This window comes from Vreelandella sp. EE27, from assembly GCF_968206495.1.
In genome coordinates, this window is sequence record NZ_OZ309109.1 from 3,641,855 (window position 1) to 3,657,187 (window position 15,333).

Genomic DNA, 15,333 nt, shown 5'->3' on the forward strand with positions numbered 1-15,333 from the left:
CCGTTCACCTGGAAATGCAATTAATGCGCCAAAATGGTGAAACGTCTCGGCGCGTGCTCGAATCCAGCATTGGAATGCTATCTCAAGAATCGCGGCTATCTTCTCGCACCAAAAAAGAACAAATAAACACTATCGCGCACCAAAAAGTGGCAACGCTACTGGCGTAATGCACTGTTCGAGTCACCTTTTTGACGCCAGGGTCGACTGTTTGCCCTGCGCATTCAATGTTGGGCACTCGCTAAAGTTACTAGACAACCTTTTCCTGTAGCGTTTATATAAGAAAGCTTGTCAAAAGCTAATCAAGCTTCGCCTTTAACCCATCACCTTTAAAGAGTCTTATTCATGAAACTATCCACGTTGTTGACCGCTAGCCTGCTTGTTGGCGTGATGAGCAGCTCCGTTGCTGCAGAGCCGCTGCCCGAAGGCGCCGTCCAGCCAAGCACCCTTGCCAACCAGCAGTTGATGCAAGATGCCATGACCGGCGTTGCCGCCAAGGTCGACATGATGGGCTGCGACACCCCTGAAGAGCTCTATCCTTACGTGATGGCCATGCCCGAGGGAAGTGAGGGCGCCCAGCAATGGAAGGAGCTTTGGATGGTGCAAGGCTGCGATAGCGAGTTTCCTGTCGAAATTCGCTTCAGTGAAGCGGGGCCCAACGCCGCAGATTACGTGATTGAATAACGCTATCGCCGCTGGCGCTTTCGGTTCTTGACCAGGCGGCACGCACGCCGCCTGATGGCCATGTGACAAAAGACCACCTGGGCAATACTGCCCATTGAACAACTTTGCGTTACGATCTAGCCATTCCCCGCCAACGACCTCGTGGCTCATCAGGATAGATCGCTTCGTGCAGTTACAACGCTCAACAGGCAAGCACTGGTATCGCATAGCGCTTTGTATGGCGCTGGTGGCGATGCTGTTGCTGCTGGTGGGCCCGCTGATCTCACAGCTTCAAGCGCACGATCATGCCCACCACGGCGGCCATCAAGAGCCTTCAGGGCTGGGTCACGAAGGGCATCACGCCCACCACGGGCAGCAGAAAGCCCCACCCGAGCCGATCTTCACCTGGTTTCACGAGTGCGGCTACTGCTCGATCTGGCAGCAGTTCCCCTCTGCCCACGCGCTTTTGCCCACCATTGCCCGGCAGGCGTTCATTCACCAGGCCCCCTTGCCGCAAATGCCGTTGCAGGGGTTTGCCTCCCTCGATCACTACCGTCACGCACCTCCCCGCGCACCGCCGGCTGCCTAGCGACTCGTCTCTCAATTTCTGATCGCCTGACGGCTTTTGACCGCCAGGCGCTTGTCGCTATCAAAGCGCCCATTAATCGGGCGCTCAAGGAGCCGTGATGTCATCTCACGCCACTACCCCGTCGACGGCGGAAAAGCCGTTCGATATGTACCTCGCCGTCTGGCGCTGGCATTTCTATGCTGGCCTTCTGGTCCTGCCGTTTTTGATTATGCTGTCGATCACCGGCGCACTTTATCTCTTTCATCATGAGATCGACGCCATCGTTCACGCCGACGTCAAACGCGTGGAGGCTCAAGCGAGCACCGCTGCGCCCTCGGCGCTGGTGAGCGCGGCCCTCGAAGCACAGCCAGGCACGGCCCTGAAGTACACCGCCCCGGCCACTCCGGAAAGCTCGGCGGAAATCACCGTGCGCACCCCACAAGACGAGCGCCTGGCGGTGTATGTAAACCCCTACACCGCCAACGTGCTCGGCACGCTGGACGACCAGGGCACCCTCATGTGGACGGTGCGCACCCTGCACAGCCTCAAGTTTTTCGGCGCCACGCCGCGCAAGCTAATCGAGATCACCGGCGGCTTCGCGATTCTGCTGGTGCTGACCGGCATTTACCTGTGGTGGCCCCGGCGCCAAGCCAACGGCGGTGTGGTCAGCGTGCGCGGCACGCCGAAAAAACGCGTGTTCTGGCGCGATTTGCATGCGGTGACGGGGTTGTTCGTCGGCGGCTTCATCCTGTTTCTGGCGATCACCGGGATGCCCTGGTCCGGGGTTTGGGGTGGCCAGGTGAACCAATGGGCCAACGGCAACAACTTCGGCTACCCCGCCGGGGTGCGGGTCGAGGTGCCGATGTCCGAGGCGCGCTTGAGCGAGCGAACGACCACCAGTTGGTCGATGGAGCAAGCGCGCATTCCCGAATCCAACGCGCCCACTCCAGCAGCGGCCCAGGCGGGTATCGGCCTGGACGAGGCCGTGGCGACCTTCGAGAGGCTCGGCCTGCATGACGGCTTCGCGGTGAGCCTGCCAGGAAGCGCCACGGGCGTGTACACGGGCTCGGTCTACCCCAACGATTCAAGCCAGCAGCGCGTGGTGCATCTGGATCAGTACAGCGGCGAGCCGCTTGTGGACATGAGCTACCAAGACTACGGGCCGCTGGGCCGCTGGCTGGAATTCGGCATTAGCGTCCACATGGGCCAGGAATTCGGCCTGGCGAACCAGTTGGTGTTTCTGGCGGTGTGTATCGCCATCATCGGGCTATGTGTCAGTGCCGGCGTGATGTGGTGGAAACGCCGCCCGAAAGGGGGCGTCGGCGTGCCGCCACTGCCTACAGATAAACGCGCCTTTCGCGGCATCATCGCCATTCTGGTAATCGGCGGGGTGCTGTTTCCGCTGACCGGTGCGGCGATTGCCGTAATGCTGGTCATCGACTGGTTTTTGGTTCGCCCGTTGCAGGAGCGCCGTTTCACATCTCGCCAAGCGTGAAGGCGCCAGGACGTTCAGGCTAGCCGTTATCCGCCATCACGACCCGATTACGCCCGGTGTGTTTGGCTTTATAAAGCGCCTCGTCGGCGCGTTGGATCGTGCGCTGGTAGTCCGGGTGGCCATCGTACAAGGCGAGGCCGAAGCTTGCGGTGACGTTGAGCAGCGTGTCGGCGCCGACCAGCATGGACTCCTTGGCAATGGCCTGGCGCAGCCGCTCGGCGAACAGGCGGCTGCCCTCGGCGCAGCTATTGACCAGCACGATCAAAAACTCCTCGCCGCCCATGCGGAACACATAGTCGCCGCCGCGGGTGGAGCGCTCCATGATACTGGCCACGTGCTGCAGCACGTGGTCGCCGGCTTCGTGACCGAAGCGGTCGTTGATCGACTTGAAGTGATCGATATCGAGCATCAACAAAACGAACTGCTTGCCGGCTTGGCGGGCAAGCTCGATTTCGCGGCCCAGCACCACCGGCAGGAACTTGCGATTCAGTAGCAGCGTCAAGCTATCGCGCCCGGCCTCCAGCTGGGAGGCGCGCTTGAGCATGTCGTCCAGCAGCATCAAAATGCTGCGAATACCGTCACGAATACTGGCAAGCGCTGCCTGGCGCTGCTCCGCCTCCGGCCGGGCCAGCTCGGGCAGGGTTTGGTGGTCGATCCGCTCGATGCAGCCGGTGATACTCCCGATCTCGGGTACGCCTTCGAACACGTGGCTTGCCTTGTGAAAATACCAGAGCCCAAACTCGGAGCTCGCAAGAGGCAGCAGGGTTTGAACCGGCTGCTGCGAGGCTACGGCATACATCAGCGTATTCTCCCAATCGAGCAGCGCCGAACGCTGCCGCTCGCGCTCATCGCCAATATTTTGCGTGAGCGTAAAGAGCTTGTACGCCTCTTCGGTACGCGCGTTGCGCTCGCTGGCGACCGAGTAGGCGTAGCTCATGATCTCCATGGCCATATCGATCGTGTCAGAAACGTAAATAGCGGCGCGGCCCGCCGTGTGCGCTTCGCAAAGGTCTTCTTCGATGCGCTGATAAAAAGCCTGTTTTAGCTGGCGGGCACCGCCAAGAACGAGGTTGACCGGAATATCGACCCGGGCATGAATCTGGCCGATCTTCTCCTGCTGCTCTACCAATGCCAGTAAATCATCGTGCTCCTCGCTGAACATCGAAATCAGCCAGCGCTGCATCGAAGGATTCAAGCGCTGCTTGACCTGGTCATGGGACAGAAACAGCTTGGCGTGAGGGTCCTCCATCATGGTGTGGTAGAAATGGTGGGCGAACGGCTCATGATAGGCGTAGACCAGTTGAGCCACTGCCTGGCGTACCGACCTGGGCGTACGCTCTTGAAGCGTCTCCCACTGGGTCACTAGCTGGTACTTATCTTTATAGCGCATCGTCCACCCCGCCAATTAAGATTAATTAGACCAAACGATAACATTAACAAAAATTCGCCTTAGGTTTTTTTATCCACATCATGGTTTGCGCACATTTTTAGTTCGGTGAAGGACGCGGCGGCTTGACATAATTTTTGTAAGGCAAGAAACTTAGCAAAGGCTATACTTCTTACTGCATGTAAAATAAATTGCGCAGTGCAATGCACGGTTTCTTTTCATTCGATGCCCGGAGGTATCCATGGCACTAAAACGCGCGATCATGGCGTTGGGGCTTTTGCCGCTAAGCTCGCAGGCCCTGGCCGAGGAGCCGCTGAATGTGGTGGCGACCATCGGCATGATTGCCGATGTCGCCCAACAGGTGGGCGGCGAGTGCGTTAGCGTCGAGGCCATGATGGGCCCGGGGGTCGACCCACACCTTTACCAGGCCAGCGCCAGCGATGTGGCGCTACTGCGCGGCGCCGAGCAGATTCTCTACTCCGGCTATTCGCTTGAAGGCCAGCTCGGCTCGGTGCTGGAGAACTTCTCCAAACGCACACCGACTTTGGCCGTGGCCCCGGCCTCGATCGGCGAGGACGCGTTGATCAGCGCCCAGGGGGCCTACGGCGTCGACCCGCACCTGTGGATGGATATCTCACTCTGGGCGCAGATCGTACCTACGCTGAGCGACACCTTGATAGAGGCGCGGCCTGAGTGTCGTGATGCCATCGAGGCCAATAGCGAGCGCTACCAGGGCGAGCTTTCGGCGCTTGACGAATGGGTCACGGAGAGCATTGCCAGCATTCCCGAGCAGCAGCGCGTGCTGGTCACCGCCCACGATGCGTTTAGCTACTATGGCCGCGCCTACGACATCGAGGTCGAGGGCATTCAGGGTATCAGCACCGAAACCGAAACCGGCATTGCCGATATCCGCAGCATGGCCAATAGTGTGGTAGAGCGCGGCGTGCCGGCGGTGTTCGTCGAAAGCACGATCAACCCGCGCACGATTCAGGCGGTGATCGACGCGGCCAAGCAGCGCGGCCACACGGTGAGCGTGGGCGGCGAGCTTTATTCGGACGCCATGGGCGATACGGGCACCGTCGACGGCACCTATATGGGCATGCTTTACCGCAATACCCAGCATATCGTCGAGGCGCTGGGCGGTACCCTTGCCCCGCTGCCCGATACGCTGGATGAGTGGGCAAGCCAGTGGCAGCTCGACCAACAGGGATAAAAGGCACGCTTAATGGCAATACCCGCAAGCGCTGAGCCGGCCCTCAGCATTAACAACTTGACCGTGAGCTACCACAACCAGCCCGTGCTTTGGGATATCGATCTGGATATCCCGGCGGGCGTGATGGCGGGCATCGTCGGCCCCAACGGGGCGGGCAAAAGCACGCTGATCAAGAGTCTTCTGGGGCTGGTGCCGTCGCTTTCCGGCGAGGTGAAGGTGCACGGCAAGCCCTACGCGGCCCAGCGCAAGCGGGTGGGCTACGTGCCCCAGCGCTCGAGTGTGGACTGGGACTTCCCCACCACCGCGCTGGATGTCGTGACCATGGGCCTTTACGGGCGCCTGGGCTGGTTCAAGCGACCGGGCCGTAAAGAGCGCCAGGAGGCGATGGAGGCGCTCGAGATGGTGAGCATGAGCGAGCTTGCCCACCGCCAGATCAGCCAGCTCTCCGGCGGCCAGCAACAGCGGGTGTTTCTGGCCCGGGCGCTAGTGCAGCAGGCGGATGTCTACTTTCTGGACGAACCCATGGCCGGGGTGGACGCCACCACGGAGCGGGCGATCATCGATATCCTGCGCCGTTTGAGAGACGCGGGCAAAACCCTGATCGTCGTCCACCACGACCTGCAAACGGTGAGCAGCTACTTCGACTGGCTACTGCTTTTGAACGTCCGGGTGATCGCCGCCGGCCCGGCCGACGAGGTCTTCAAGATCGACCACCTGCGCCAGGCCTACGGCGGCCAGATCGCCCTGCTGGGCGACAGCGAATCATTGATGTTTCCCGCCTCGAAAGTGACCTGACCCATGGACTGGCTCGCGCTCTTATCGGACTACACCTTTCAAAACGTGGTGATCGGCGCATCTCTCTTGGGCCTGATCAGCGGGCCGCTGGGCTGCTTTGCGGTACTGCGCCGCCAGAGCCTTTTGGGCGACGCCATCTCCCACGCCGCGCTTCCCGGCATATGCTTGAGTTTCATCATCACCGGCAGCCGCGACATCGGCGGCATCATGCTGGGCTCGCTTGCCACCGGCTCGCTCGCCGCGCTCATCATGCTGCTGCTCACCCGCAAAAGCCGCTTGAAAACCGACGCCGCCCTGGGCGTGTGTTTGAGCCTCTTTTTTGCCGTCGGCATCGTGCTGCTCACCTACATCCAGGGCACCCGCAACGCCTCCCAGGGCGGGCTAGAAGCCTTTCTCTTCGGCCAGGCCGCCGCCACGCTGCGCTCGGATCTCTGGGTGATGGGCGGCGTAACGCTGGCGACTCTCACGCTGCTCGCCGCCTTCTGGAAGCAGGCCAAGCTGGTCACCTTCGATGCCGAATACGCCCGCACCTTAGGCATGCCTGCCACGGCCATCGAGGCCACGCTCACCGCCATGGTGGCACTCGCCGTGGTGGTTGGTTTGCAGATGGTCGGGGTGATTCTGATGGCGGCGATGATCGTCGCCCCGGCAGCGGCGGCGCGCCAGTGGAGCCGCCACCTGGGCACGATGCTGGCGATTGCCGCGGGGGTCGGCATCGTCAGCGGCGTATCCGGGGCGACGATCAGCACGCTGTCCCGCGGGCTCGCCACAGGCCCGCTGATCGTACTGACCGCTACGGCCATCGTGCTGCTGTCGCTTGCGCTGGCCCCGGGCCGCGGTCTTTTGTGGGGAATGATGAAACACTACCGCCAGAAAGCCGAGCTGCAACAGCAGCAGCTGCTCTACACGCTTTATAAACACCCGGCCAGACCCGCGCCACGCCGTTTATCCCTGGGTGCGTGGCTAACGCTTACCCGGCTCAAGCGCCAGGGGTATCTGGCCCACTCGCAAGATGAGGCGGGCTGGGGGCTGACCGCTTCCGGCCAGGCCAAGGCCCGGCAGGTGGTCGCCACGTTCGAGGAGGTCGCGCCATGATCGAGGCACTACTCGACAGCACCGCCCTGCCGATCATTCTGGTCGGCGCCATGGTGGGCATCGCCTCTTCGGCGGTGGGCACCTTTTTGGTGCTGCGCGGCAACAGCATGTTATCGGATGCCATCAGCCACTCGATCGTGTTCGGCATCGTCATCGTCTGGATACTCACCAAGCAGCAAAGCGGGCCGGTGCAGCTCATCGGCGCCGCGCTGACCGGGCTTTTGACAGTATTTCTCACCGAGGCGCTCGCTAACACCAAACGCGTAAAGCAGGACGCCGCCATCGGCCTGGTGTTCCCGGCGCTGTTCTCGATCGGCGTGCTGCTGCTCAATATCTACGCCCACGACGTGCACATCGACACCCACACGGTACTGCTGGGCGAGATCGGCTTCGTCTGGCTGGATACCGTCGACATGTTTGGGCTGCCCATTCCCCAAGCGCTGGTGTCGATGAGCGTGATGACGCTGCTCAATTACGCCTTTATCGGTGTTTTTTATAAGGAGCTGAAGCTCGCCACCTTCGATCCGGCGCTGGCCAAAACCTTTGGCTTCATGCCGACGATCCTGTTCTATGGTCTTTTGATGCTGACCAGTTCCACCGCCGTGGCCGCCTTCGACGCCGTGGGGGCAGTGCTGTTCATCGCCTTTGCCATCGTGCCCGCCTCCGCGGCGTACCTGCTCACCGACCGCCTGTGGATGATGTTCATCATCGGCGCGCTGATCTCGATTGCCTCAAGCATTAGCGGCTATTACCTGGCCGTGCATTTGAACGTCTCGATCGGCGGCATGATGGCGGTGATGACCGGCATGTTCCTGATCCTCGCCTTTCTGGGCGGGCCGCGGTATGGGCTCGCCACCCAGGTGCTCAAACGCCGCCGGGCGCGCCAGGCGCCGGTGGAGCCGCCGCCGACCTCATAAAAGGCGGCAGGAACGTCAAGCGCCAGGCAGCGCGGTCCAAGCCTATCGCTTGACAGCAACGACGTTCGCGCCTATACCATTTGATAGTCTACAGACATATCAAGTGAAAACTCAATGAATACGTCCTTTACTCAATACCAGCCCCCCAAAGCGCTGGCTGCCGGTTTCTGGCAGCAGGTTGGCCTGCCCGCCCGTGGTCGCAAACTGCATGAGCTGTTGCATGAAGGCGTGGAATACCGGGTTTACCCTCAGCTTGCCAGGGTATCGGGTATCGAGCAAAAGGCCCTGGCAGGCTATGTGGATATCCCCCCGGCCACGCTGAGCCGCCGTGCCAAATCGGGGCGCTTCAAGATGGCCGAGAGCGACCGGCTTTACCGCTTCGCCGAACTCTTCAAGGCGGCGCTGGATCTGTTCGAAGGTGACGCCGAGAGCGCCCGCGCCTGGCTGCTCAAACCCAATGTGGGCCTGGGCGGGCGCAGGCCGGTGGAAATGAGCGCGACCTCCGCCGAGTACCAAACGGTGCTGAACCTGATTGGCCGGCTGGAGCACGGAGTGACCGCGTGAGCGAGGTTCAGGCGTACAGGCTGGTCAAGCGCAAGTACCAGGACACCGCCTTCGATGGCGAGGGCGCACGGCTTTACGGCGGGCGTTGGAACAGCCCCGGCAACACCTGTGTGTATGTGGCAAGCTCCGAGTCGCTTGCGCTTCTCGAAATCATGGTGCACCTGGAGAGCTATCGTCTGCTCAATGCCTATGCACTACTGCGCCTGACGCTACCCGCCGAGAGCATTCTACGCGTTGGTGTAGAAGACCTCCCCGACAACTGGCAAGAAGCACCGGCACCCGCGGAAACCGCGGAGCTGGGCGACGGCTGGCTGGCATCAAAACAAAGCCTGGCACTGGCGCTACCCAGCGTAATCGTGCCGCGAGAGCTCAACTACATGCTCAACCCGGCGCATCCACTGTTCGATCAAATTACGGCCACCGCCAAAGAACTCTCTTTTCAAGCCGACTCTAGACTTTAAAAAAGTGTACTCTGTACACCCTTAAAAATGAATGAAGAGTAAGCGACATGCACGTTTTTAACGAACTCAAGGACTCCCTGGAAGAAGCCGTCCAGATCAAGGAGAAGCGATCCCCCGCGTCTCGCGTGACGCGTTTCGAGGTAGCGGATGTCAAACAGATCCGCACCGCGCTGGATGTGTCCCAGGCGGAGTTTGCCCAAGCGATGGGCACCAGTGTGGATACCGTCAAAAGCTGGGAGAGCAAGCGGCGCAACCCGACCGGGCTAGCAGCCAAGGTGCTGGCGACCATTCAGGAGAACCCGGCCTTTTATCAGGCACTGAAAGCCCACTGATTCTTCAACAACCACACGCCAGCCAAATGACAGCCGTGTGGTTGGAAGCACGCGCAAACCGGGTGTGGATAACTCAAACCGTCAGGTGCGTCTTGATCAGCTCCTGGGAGAGCTCCCCGATCTCGCCTTTCGCCACCGGGCGGCCGCGGTCCATGATCACGAAGCGGTCGGCGTATTTGCGCGCAAACGGCAGTTTCTGCTCGACGAGCAGCACCGTGAGGCCGTCCTCTTCGATCAGTTGGCGAATCACCTGGCCGATCTGGGCGACGATGTTGGGCTGAATGCCCTCCCCCGGCTCGTCCAGAATCAACAGTTTGGGCTCGATCACAAGCGCCCGGCCGATGGCGAGCTGTTGCTGCTGGCCGCCGGAGAGATCGCCGCCGCGGCGGTGCTTCATCTCCTCGAGCACCGGGAAGAGCTCGAAAATCCGCGCGGGGATCTTCTTCAGCCCGTCGCCGCGGGCGGCCAGGCCCGTACGCAGGTTCTCTTCCACCGTCAGCATCGGGAAAATCTGCCGGCCCTGTGGTACGTAGCCGATGCCCAGCCGGGAGCGCGCCTCGATCGCTTTTTTGGTCAGTTCGATCTCGCCGGTATCGCCGCCCTGGTAACGAAGCTGGCCGCTTTTCACCACGACCTCGCCCATGATGGCTTTCATCAGCGTGGTCTTGCCCACGCCGTTACGCCCCATTACGCAGGTGCATTGCCCTTTGGGTACCTCGAGATCGAGATCCCAGAGCGTGTGGCTTTCGCCATAGAACTGGTTGAGTTTGTCGATGGCGAGCATCAGGCGGCCTCCTCGTCGTCGGCACCCAGGTACACCTCGACCACTTTCGGGTCACTGGCGACCTGATCCATGCTGCCCTCGGCCAGCACGCTGCCCTGGTGCAGCACGGTCACCTGGCGGGCGATGGAGCGCACGAAGCCCATGTCGTGCTCGACCACCACCACCGACTGCTTGCCGGCAAGCCCGGTGAGAAGCTCTGCGGTGCGCTCCATCTCCTGCTCGGTCATGCCCGCTACGGGTTCGTCGACCAGTAAAAGCCTTGGGCGCTGCATCAAAAGCATGCCGATTTCCAGCCACTGTTTCTGGCCGTGAGAGAGAATGCCCGCCGGCTGAAAACGAAGCCCGGTCAGGCCGATGGTCTCCAGCACTTCGTCGATGCGGTCCTGGATCTCGCCGGTCATGCGCGCGGTGAGCGTCGGTAGGATGCGCTTGTCCGCGGCCATGGCGAGCTCCAGGTTCTCGAATACGCTGAGCGCCTCGAACACCGTGGGCTTTTGAAACTTGCGCCCGATGCCGAGGCTCGCGATTTCCGGCTCGTTCATGTTCAAAAGGTTGTGGCGGCTGCCGAACCAGACGCTGCCCTCGGTGGGCCGGGTCTTGCCGGTGATGATATCCATCATGGTGGTCTTGCCCGCCCCGTTGGGGCCGATGATGCAGCGAAGCTCGCCGTCGTCGATGGTCAGGTTCAGCTTGTCGATCGCCTTGAAGCCGTCGAAGCTGACCGTGACGTCTTCCATGTAGAGAATCGGGCCATGACGCACATCCACCTTTGAGGCCTGCGGCGTCATGAAATCGAACACCCGATCGCGGGCTTTTAGCGACTCTATAAAGCTCATGCGTTCGCCTCCCGGGGCTCACTGGATGAAGGGGTACGCCGCCGCGAAAGATGGGGCAAAAGCCCGGCCACGCCCTTGGGCAGCAGCACGGTGACCAGCACGAACAGCCCACCGAGGGCAAAGAGCCAGGCATCCGGCATCACGCCGGTGAACACGGTCTTGGCGTAGTTGACCAGAATGGCGCCAATCACCGCGCCATAGAGCGTGGCGCGGCCACCGAGTGCCACCCATAAAACGATCTCGATGGAAAACAGCGGCGCGAACTCGCTGGGGTTGATGATGCCGACTTGCGGCACGTAGAGCGCACCGGCCACACCCGCGAGCATGGCCGAGACCACGAACACGAAAAGCTGGAAGCGCTCGACCCGGTAGCCGATGAAGCGCGTACGCGCCTCGGCGTCCCGGGTGGCCACACACACCCGGCCCAGCTTACTGGTGACGATCGCCCGGCAGAGAATATAGCCCAGCGCCAGCGCTACGCCGGAGGCTATAAAGAGCCCGAGGCGCGTGTCAGAACTGCGCAGGTTGAAGCCGAGTATCTCGCGGAAATCCGTCAGGCCGTTGTTGCCGCCAAAGCCCATCTCGTTGCGGAAAAACGCCAGCATCAGCGCAAAGGTCAGCGCCTGGGTGATGATCGAGAGATACACCCCGGTGACCCGGGAGCGAAACGCCAGAAAGCCGAAGATCAGCGCCAGAAGCCCGGGCGCCAGCAGCACCATGGCGAAGGCGAACCAGGCCATGTCGAAGCCGTGCCAGTACCAGGGCAGGCTCTCCCAGTTGAGAAACACCATGAAGTCCGGCAGTACCGGGTCGCCGTAGGTGCCGCGCTCGCCGATCTGGCGCATCAGGTACATGCCCATGGCGTAACCACCGATGGCGAAAAACGCCCCGTGACCGAGGCTCAGGATGCCCAGATACCCCCAGACCAGATCCACCGCCACGGCGAGCAGCGCGTAGCTTAAGTACTTGCCGAAGAGATTCACCGTATAGGCGTTGATATGCAGCGCGTGGCCCCGGGGCAGCGCCACGTGCAGTACGGTGACGATCACCAGGGCCGCCAGCAGTACGCCCAGAAATATTTGGGTTGCGCGCTCGCCAAAGGGGCGGGTGAGCCAGAAGCGGCTCGAGGTTGAATGCAGGCTCATCGCTTAACCCTCCGCCGCGCGGCCCTTCTGGGGGAAGAGTCCCCGCGGGCGCTTTTGAATGAACAGGATGATGAACACGAGCACGATGATCTTGGCGAGTACCGCCCCGGCCCAGGGCTCGAGGACCTGATTGATGACGCCAAGCGAAAGCCCGGCCACGAGCGTCCCCCAAAGATTCCCCACCCCGCCGAACACCACCACCATGAACGAATCGATGATGTAGTTCTGACCGAGGTTCGGCCCCACATTGGTGAGCTGAGAAAGCGCCACGCCGGCAAGCCCAGCCACACCGGAGCCCAGCGCGAAGGTCATGATGTCCACCCGAGTGGCGCGAATGCCCATGGAGCGTGCCATGGCGCGGTTCTGCGTAACGGCGCGCACCTCGAGCCCCAGGCGCGTGCGGCGCATGACCAGCATCAGCCCGGCAAACACCAAAAGCGCAAAGCCCATCACGTAAAGGCGGTTGAGCGTGAGCGACAAAGCGTCGTTGATCACGAGTGACCCGCTCATCCACTCCGGGGTGATCACCGTGCGGTTAAGCGGCGAAATCACCGTGCGCACCAGTTGCTGAAGAATCAGGCTGATACCGAAGGTGGCCAGCAGCGTTTCCAGCGGGCGACCCTTCAAAAACTGAATCACGCTGCGCTCGATGGCAATGCCGGCAAGTGCGGCCACCAAAAAGCCTGCCGGTATCGAGAGAATCAGCGCAAGGCCGGGTTGTCCGGGCAGTAGCTGCTGCATCATCCAGGTGGTGTAGGCGCCGAGCATCATCAGCTCGCCGTGGGCCATATTGATCACGCCCATCACGCCGAACGTGATCGCAAGCCCAATCGCCGCGAGCACCAGTATTGAGCCCAGGCTCAGGCCGAAGTAAAGCGTCTCGACGCCGCGGTTGATCTTGAGGCTCTGCTCGATATTGCCCAGGGCGTTGCGCGCCGCCTCGGCCACCGCCGGATTGTCGCCGCTCGCCGCCCGGTTCAGGGCTACACGGGCGCGGGGGTGCAGGCTGCCCGAAAGCGCCTCGATGCCTTCCATCTCGCCGTTTTCTGCCTGGTAGATCGCCACGGCCTGGGCCAGGCGCATGCTGACGTAGTCGTCGTCGGCTTCCGTGATCACCGTGGCCAGCGTATCAAAAAGCTCGTCGTCCACCTCGCCCAGCAGGCGATCCGCGGAGGTGCGCCGGCGCTCCACGTTGGGCGAGTAGAGATCCACCACGGCGATGGCGCTACGCAGCTGGTTTCGAAGCGCGTTATTGATGCCGATCCGGTCGAGTTCGCGGCGCGACATCTCGCCGAGCGCCTCGCCGGTCAGCGCGTCTTCCACCGGCCAGTTGCGCCCCGAGTTATCCAACACGACCACGAAGCGACCGTCATCCGTTCGCTGTAATCGGCCGTCCAACAGCGCCTGGAGCCACTCCCGGGCGCGCTCGTCGTCGCTTTGCAGAATGGCCGTGATCGCCTCGCCCTTGTCGCGGTAGGAATCCACATCCAGGGTTTCGAGCAGCGCGTAGCCGGGGTCGTCGTTGGGCGAAGCGGCGCTGGTTTGCGCCGCTGCACTCGGCAAAAAGCCGGCCAGCAGGCACAGCAGCGCCCAGAAAAGGAAACGCCTCATCGGGTTCTTCCTTTGAGTATGAGTAAGAGATGGCGTGCCCCGGGCCGCCTACGCGGCCCGGGTAAAAGGCGTACTCGAAAACGCTACTCGGCCAGCGCCGCTTCGGCTTCTTCAGCCGCGGTGCTGCCACCGCAGGAGCCGTTGACCACGTTGAAGTTGCCGCACTCCATGGGCTTGCGCCAGTCACTGATCAGGTCGCGAGAGCCGGGCAGGTAATCCGACCAGGCGTCACCGGCCACCGTGGAGGGCGTCTGCCAGACGATGTCGAACTGGCCGTTGTCCTGCACCTCGCCGATCAGCACCGGCTTGGTGATGTGATGATTGGGCATCATGGCCGCATAGCCGCCGGACAGGTTCGGCACGCTCACGCCGATAATGGCGTCCTTGATGGCGTCCACGTCGGTGGTGCCCGCTTTACGAACCGCTTCCGCCCACATGTTGAAGCCAATGTAGTGGGCCTCCATCGGGTCGTTGGTGACCGACGCTTCATCACCGGTATGCTCGATCCAGGCGTCGATGAAGTCATAGTTTTCGTCGGTGTCCACGCTCATGAAGTAGTTCCACGCGGCCAGGTGGCCGACCAGCGGGCCGGTGTCGATACCAGAAAGCTCCTGCTCACCTACCGAAAAGGCGATGACCGGGATGTCCGCGGCGTCGATCCCCTGGTTGGCAAGCTCGCGGTAGAACGGCACGTTGGCGTCGCCGTTGATGGTAGAGACCACGGCGGTGGGCTTGCCCTCTTCGCCGAAGCGGCGGATCTCGGAGACGATGTTCTGCCAGTCCGAATGGCCGAAGGGCGTGTAGTCGACCATGATGTCTTCATCCGCGATGCCGTGCTCGTCCTTCAAAAAGGCTTCGAGAATACGATTGGTGGTACGCGGGTAGACGTAGTCGGTGCCGATCAGCGCAAAGCGCTCGATGCCCACTTCGTTGATCAGATATTCGACGGCGGGAATCGCCTGCTGGTTGGGGGCCGCCCCGGTGTAGAAGACGTTTTCCGAGGACTCCTCGCCTTCGTACTGAACCGGGTAGAAGAGCAGGCCATTGAGTTCCTCGACCACCGGCAGCACCGCCTTGCGCGAAACCGAGGTCCAGTTGCCGAAAATGACGTCCACCTCTTCCTGGGCGAGCAGCTCCCGGGCGCGCTCGGCGAACAGCGGCCAGTTGGAAGCCGGGTCGACCACCACGGCCTCAAGATCCCGGCCCAGCAGCCCGCCCGCGTCGTTTTGCTGCTGGATGAGCATCTCGACGGTGTCTTTCAGGGTCGACTCGCTGATCGCCATGGTGCCGGAAAGCGAGTGCAGAATCCCGACCTTGATCGGGTCGTTACTCTCCTGAGCCACGGCCTGGGCGCCGGCGCCCATGACGGCGACAGCCAGTAGAGAGGTCATGAAACGGCGGGAAAGAGGAAGCGTTGGTTTGGCCACTTGGATCTCCTTGCGCCCTTTGAAAAGGGCTCGTTATTTGAAT

Annotated in this window: 16 protein-coding genes; 10 read left to right on the forward strand and 6 right to left on the reverse strand. The window is 61.7% G+C overall.

The window, feature by feature from the left end; translation table 11 throughout:
• Nucleotides 1–342: 342 nt before the first annotated feature.
• The 3 genes from ACWHVV_RS17075 to ACWHVV_RS17085 all read left to right on the forward strand — a co-directional run bounded on the left by ACWHVV_RS17075 (nt 343) and on the right by ACWHVV_RS17085 (nt 2,723).
• Entirely contained in the window at nt 343–681 is a 339-nt protein-coding gene (locus tag ACWHVV_RS17075) for a hypothetical protein (RefSeq protein ID WP_447927275.1), read from the forward strand.
• Between the two features lie 166 nt (nt 682–847).
• Entirely contained in the window at nt 848–1,249 is a 402-nt protein-coding gene (locus tag ACWHVV_RS17080; protein ID WP_447927276.1) for a DUF2946 family protein, read from the forward strand.
• 97 nt (nt 1,250–1,346) lie between these two features.
• Nucleotides 1,347–2,723 carry a PepSY-associated TM helix domain-containing protein gene (locus ACWHVV_RS17085; RefSeq protein WP_447927277.1) on the forward strand — a complete coding sequence of 459 codons (1,377 nt, stop codon included), beginning with the start codon at nt 1,347–1,349 and terminating at the stop codon, nt 2,721–2,723.
• A gap of 19 nt (nt 2,724–2,742) precedes the next feature.
• Here the strand turns inward: ACWHVV_RS17085 and ACWHVV_RS17090 are convergent, their stop codons facing one another.
• The gene (locus ACWHVV_RS17090) at nt 2,743–4,113 is read right to left on the reverse strand and encodes a diguanylate cyclase (RefSeq protein WP_447927278.1); all 1,371 of its coding nucleotides are present in this window, start codon (nt 4,111–4,113) and stop codon (nt 2,743–2,745) included.
• Nucleotides 4,114–4,351: 238 nt separating this feature from the next.
• Between ACWHVV_RS17090 and ACWHVV_RS17095 the strand changes: the two genes are divergently transcribed.
• The 7 genes from ACWHVV_RS17095 (at nt 4,352) to nadS (ending at nt 9,487) form a co-directional block, all read left to right on the forward strand.
• Nucleotides 4,352–5,323: a metal ABC transporter solute-binding protein, Zn/Mn family gene (locus tag ACWHVV_RS17095; protein ID WP_447927279.1), complete on the forward strand. Its 972-nt coding sequence runs from the start codon at nt 4,352–4,354 to the stop codon at nt 5,321–5,323.
• A gap of 12 nt (nt 5,324–5,335) precedes the next feature.
• Nucleotides 5,336–6,118 carry a metal ABC transporter ATP-binding protein gene (locus ACWHVV_RS17100; RefSeq protein ID WP_447927280.1) on the forward strand — a complete coding sequence of 261 codons (783 nt, stop codon included), beginning with the start codon at nt 5,336–5,338 and terminating at the stop codon, nt 6,116–6,118.
• 3 nt (nt 6,119–6,121) lie between these two features.
• A complete protein-coding gene (locus ACWHVV_RS17105; protein ID WP_447927281.1) occupies nt 6,122–7,213 on the forward strand; it encodes a metal ABC transporter permease in 1,092 nt (363 codons plus the stop codon).
• Nucleotides 7,210–8,130, forward strand: coding sequence for a metal ABC transporter permease (locus tag ACWHVV_RS17110; protein WP_447927282.1), 921 nt, complete (start codon nt 7,210–7,212; stop codon nt 8,128–8,130). Before ACWHVV_RS17105 ends, ACWHVV_RS17110 begins: the two co-directional genes overlap by 4 nt.
• Before the next feature lie 114 nt (nt 8,131–8,244).
• Nucleotides 8,245–8,694, forward strand: a complete 450-nt coding sequence (gene parS / locus ACWHVV_RS17115) for a type II RES/Xre toxin-antitoxin system antitoxin (protein ID WP_447530216.1) — start codon at nt 8,245–8,247, stop codon at nt 8,692–8,694.
• A complete protein-coding gene (locus ACWHVV_RS17120) occupies nt 8,691–9,155 on the forward strand; it encodes an RES family NAD+ phosphorylase (protein WP_447927283.1) in 465 nt (154 codons plus the stop codon). Before parS ends, ACWHVV_RS17120 begins: the two co-directional genes overlap by 4 nt.
• A 47-nt stretch (nt 9,156–9,202) precedes the next feature.
• Nucleotides 9,203–9,487: a NadS family protein gene (gene nadS / locus ACWHVV_RS17125; protein ID WP_447927284.1), complete on the forward strand. Its 285-nt coding sequence runs from the start codon at nt 9,203–9,205 to the stop codon at nt 9,485–9,487.
• A 73-nt stretch (nt 9,488–9,560) separates the two neighbouring features.
• On the opposite strand, the gene urtE is transcribed toward nadS, so the two are convergent.
• The 5 genes from urtE to urtA form a co-directional block, all read right to left on the reverse strand.
• The gene (gene urtE / locus ACWHVV_RS17130; RefSeq protein WP_447927285.1) at nt 9,561–10,271 is read right to left on the reverse strand and encodes an urea ABC transporter ATP-binding subunit UrtE; all 711 of its coding nucleotides are present in this window, start codon (nt 10,269–10,271) and stop codon (nt 9,561–9,563) included.
• Nucleotides 10,271–11,107 carry an urea ABC transporter ATP-binding protein UrtD gene (gene urtD, locus ACWHVV_RS17135; protein WP_447927286.1) on the reverse strand — a complete coding sequence of 279 codons (837 nt, stop codon included), beginning with the start codon at nt 11,105–11,107 and terminating at the stop codon, nt 10,271–10,273. Before urtD ends, urtE begins: the two co-directional genes overlap by 1 nt.
• A complete protein-coding gene (urtC, locus tag ACWHVV_RS17140) occupies nt 11,104–12,252 on the reverse strand; it encodes an urea ABC transporter permease subunit UrtC (protein ID WP_447927287.1) in 1,149 nt (382 codons plus the stop codon). The genes urtD and urtC overlap by 4 nt, the downstream gene beginning before the upstream one ends.
• Before the next feature lie 3 nt (nt 12,253–12,255).
• Nucleotides 12,256–13,863, reverse strand: coding sequence for an urea ABC transporter permease subunit UrtB (urtB, locus tag ACWHVV_RS17145; RefSeq protein ID WP_447927288.1), 1,608 nt, complete (start codon nt 13,861–13,863; stop codon nt 12,256–12,258).
• An 83-nt stretch (nt 13,864–13,946) separates the two neighbouring features.
• The gene (urtA, locus tag ACWHVV_RS17150; protein WP_447929180.1) at nt 13,947–15,254 is read right to left on the reverse strand and encodes an urea ABC transporter substrate-binding protein; all 1,308 of its coding nucleotides are present in this window, start codon (nt 15,252–15,254) and stop codon (nt 13,947–13,949) included.
• Between the last annotated feature and the right edge of the window lie 79 nt (nt 15,255–15,333).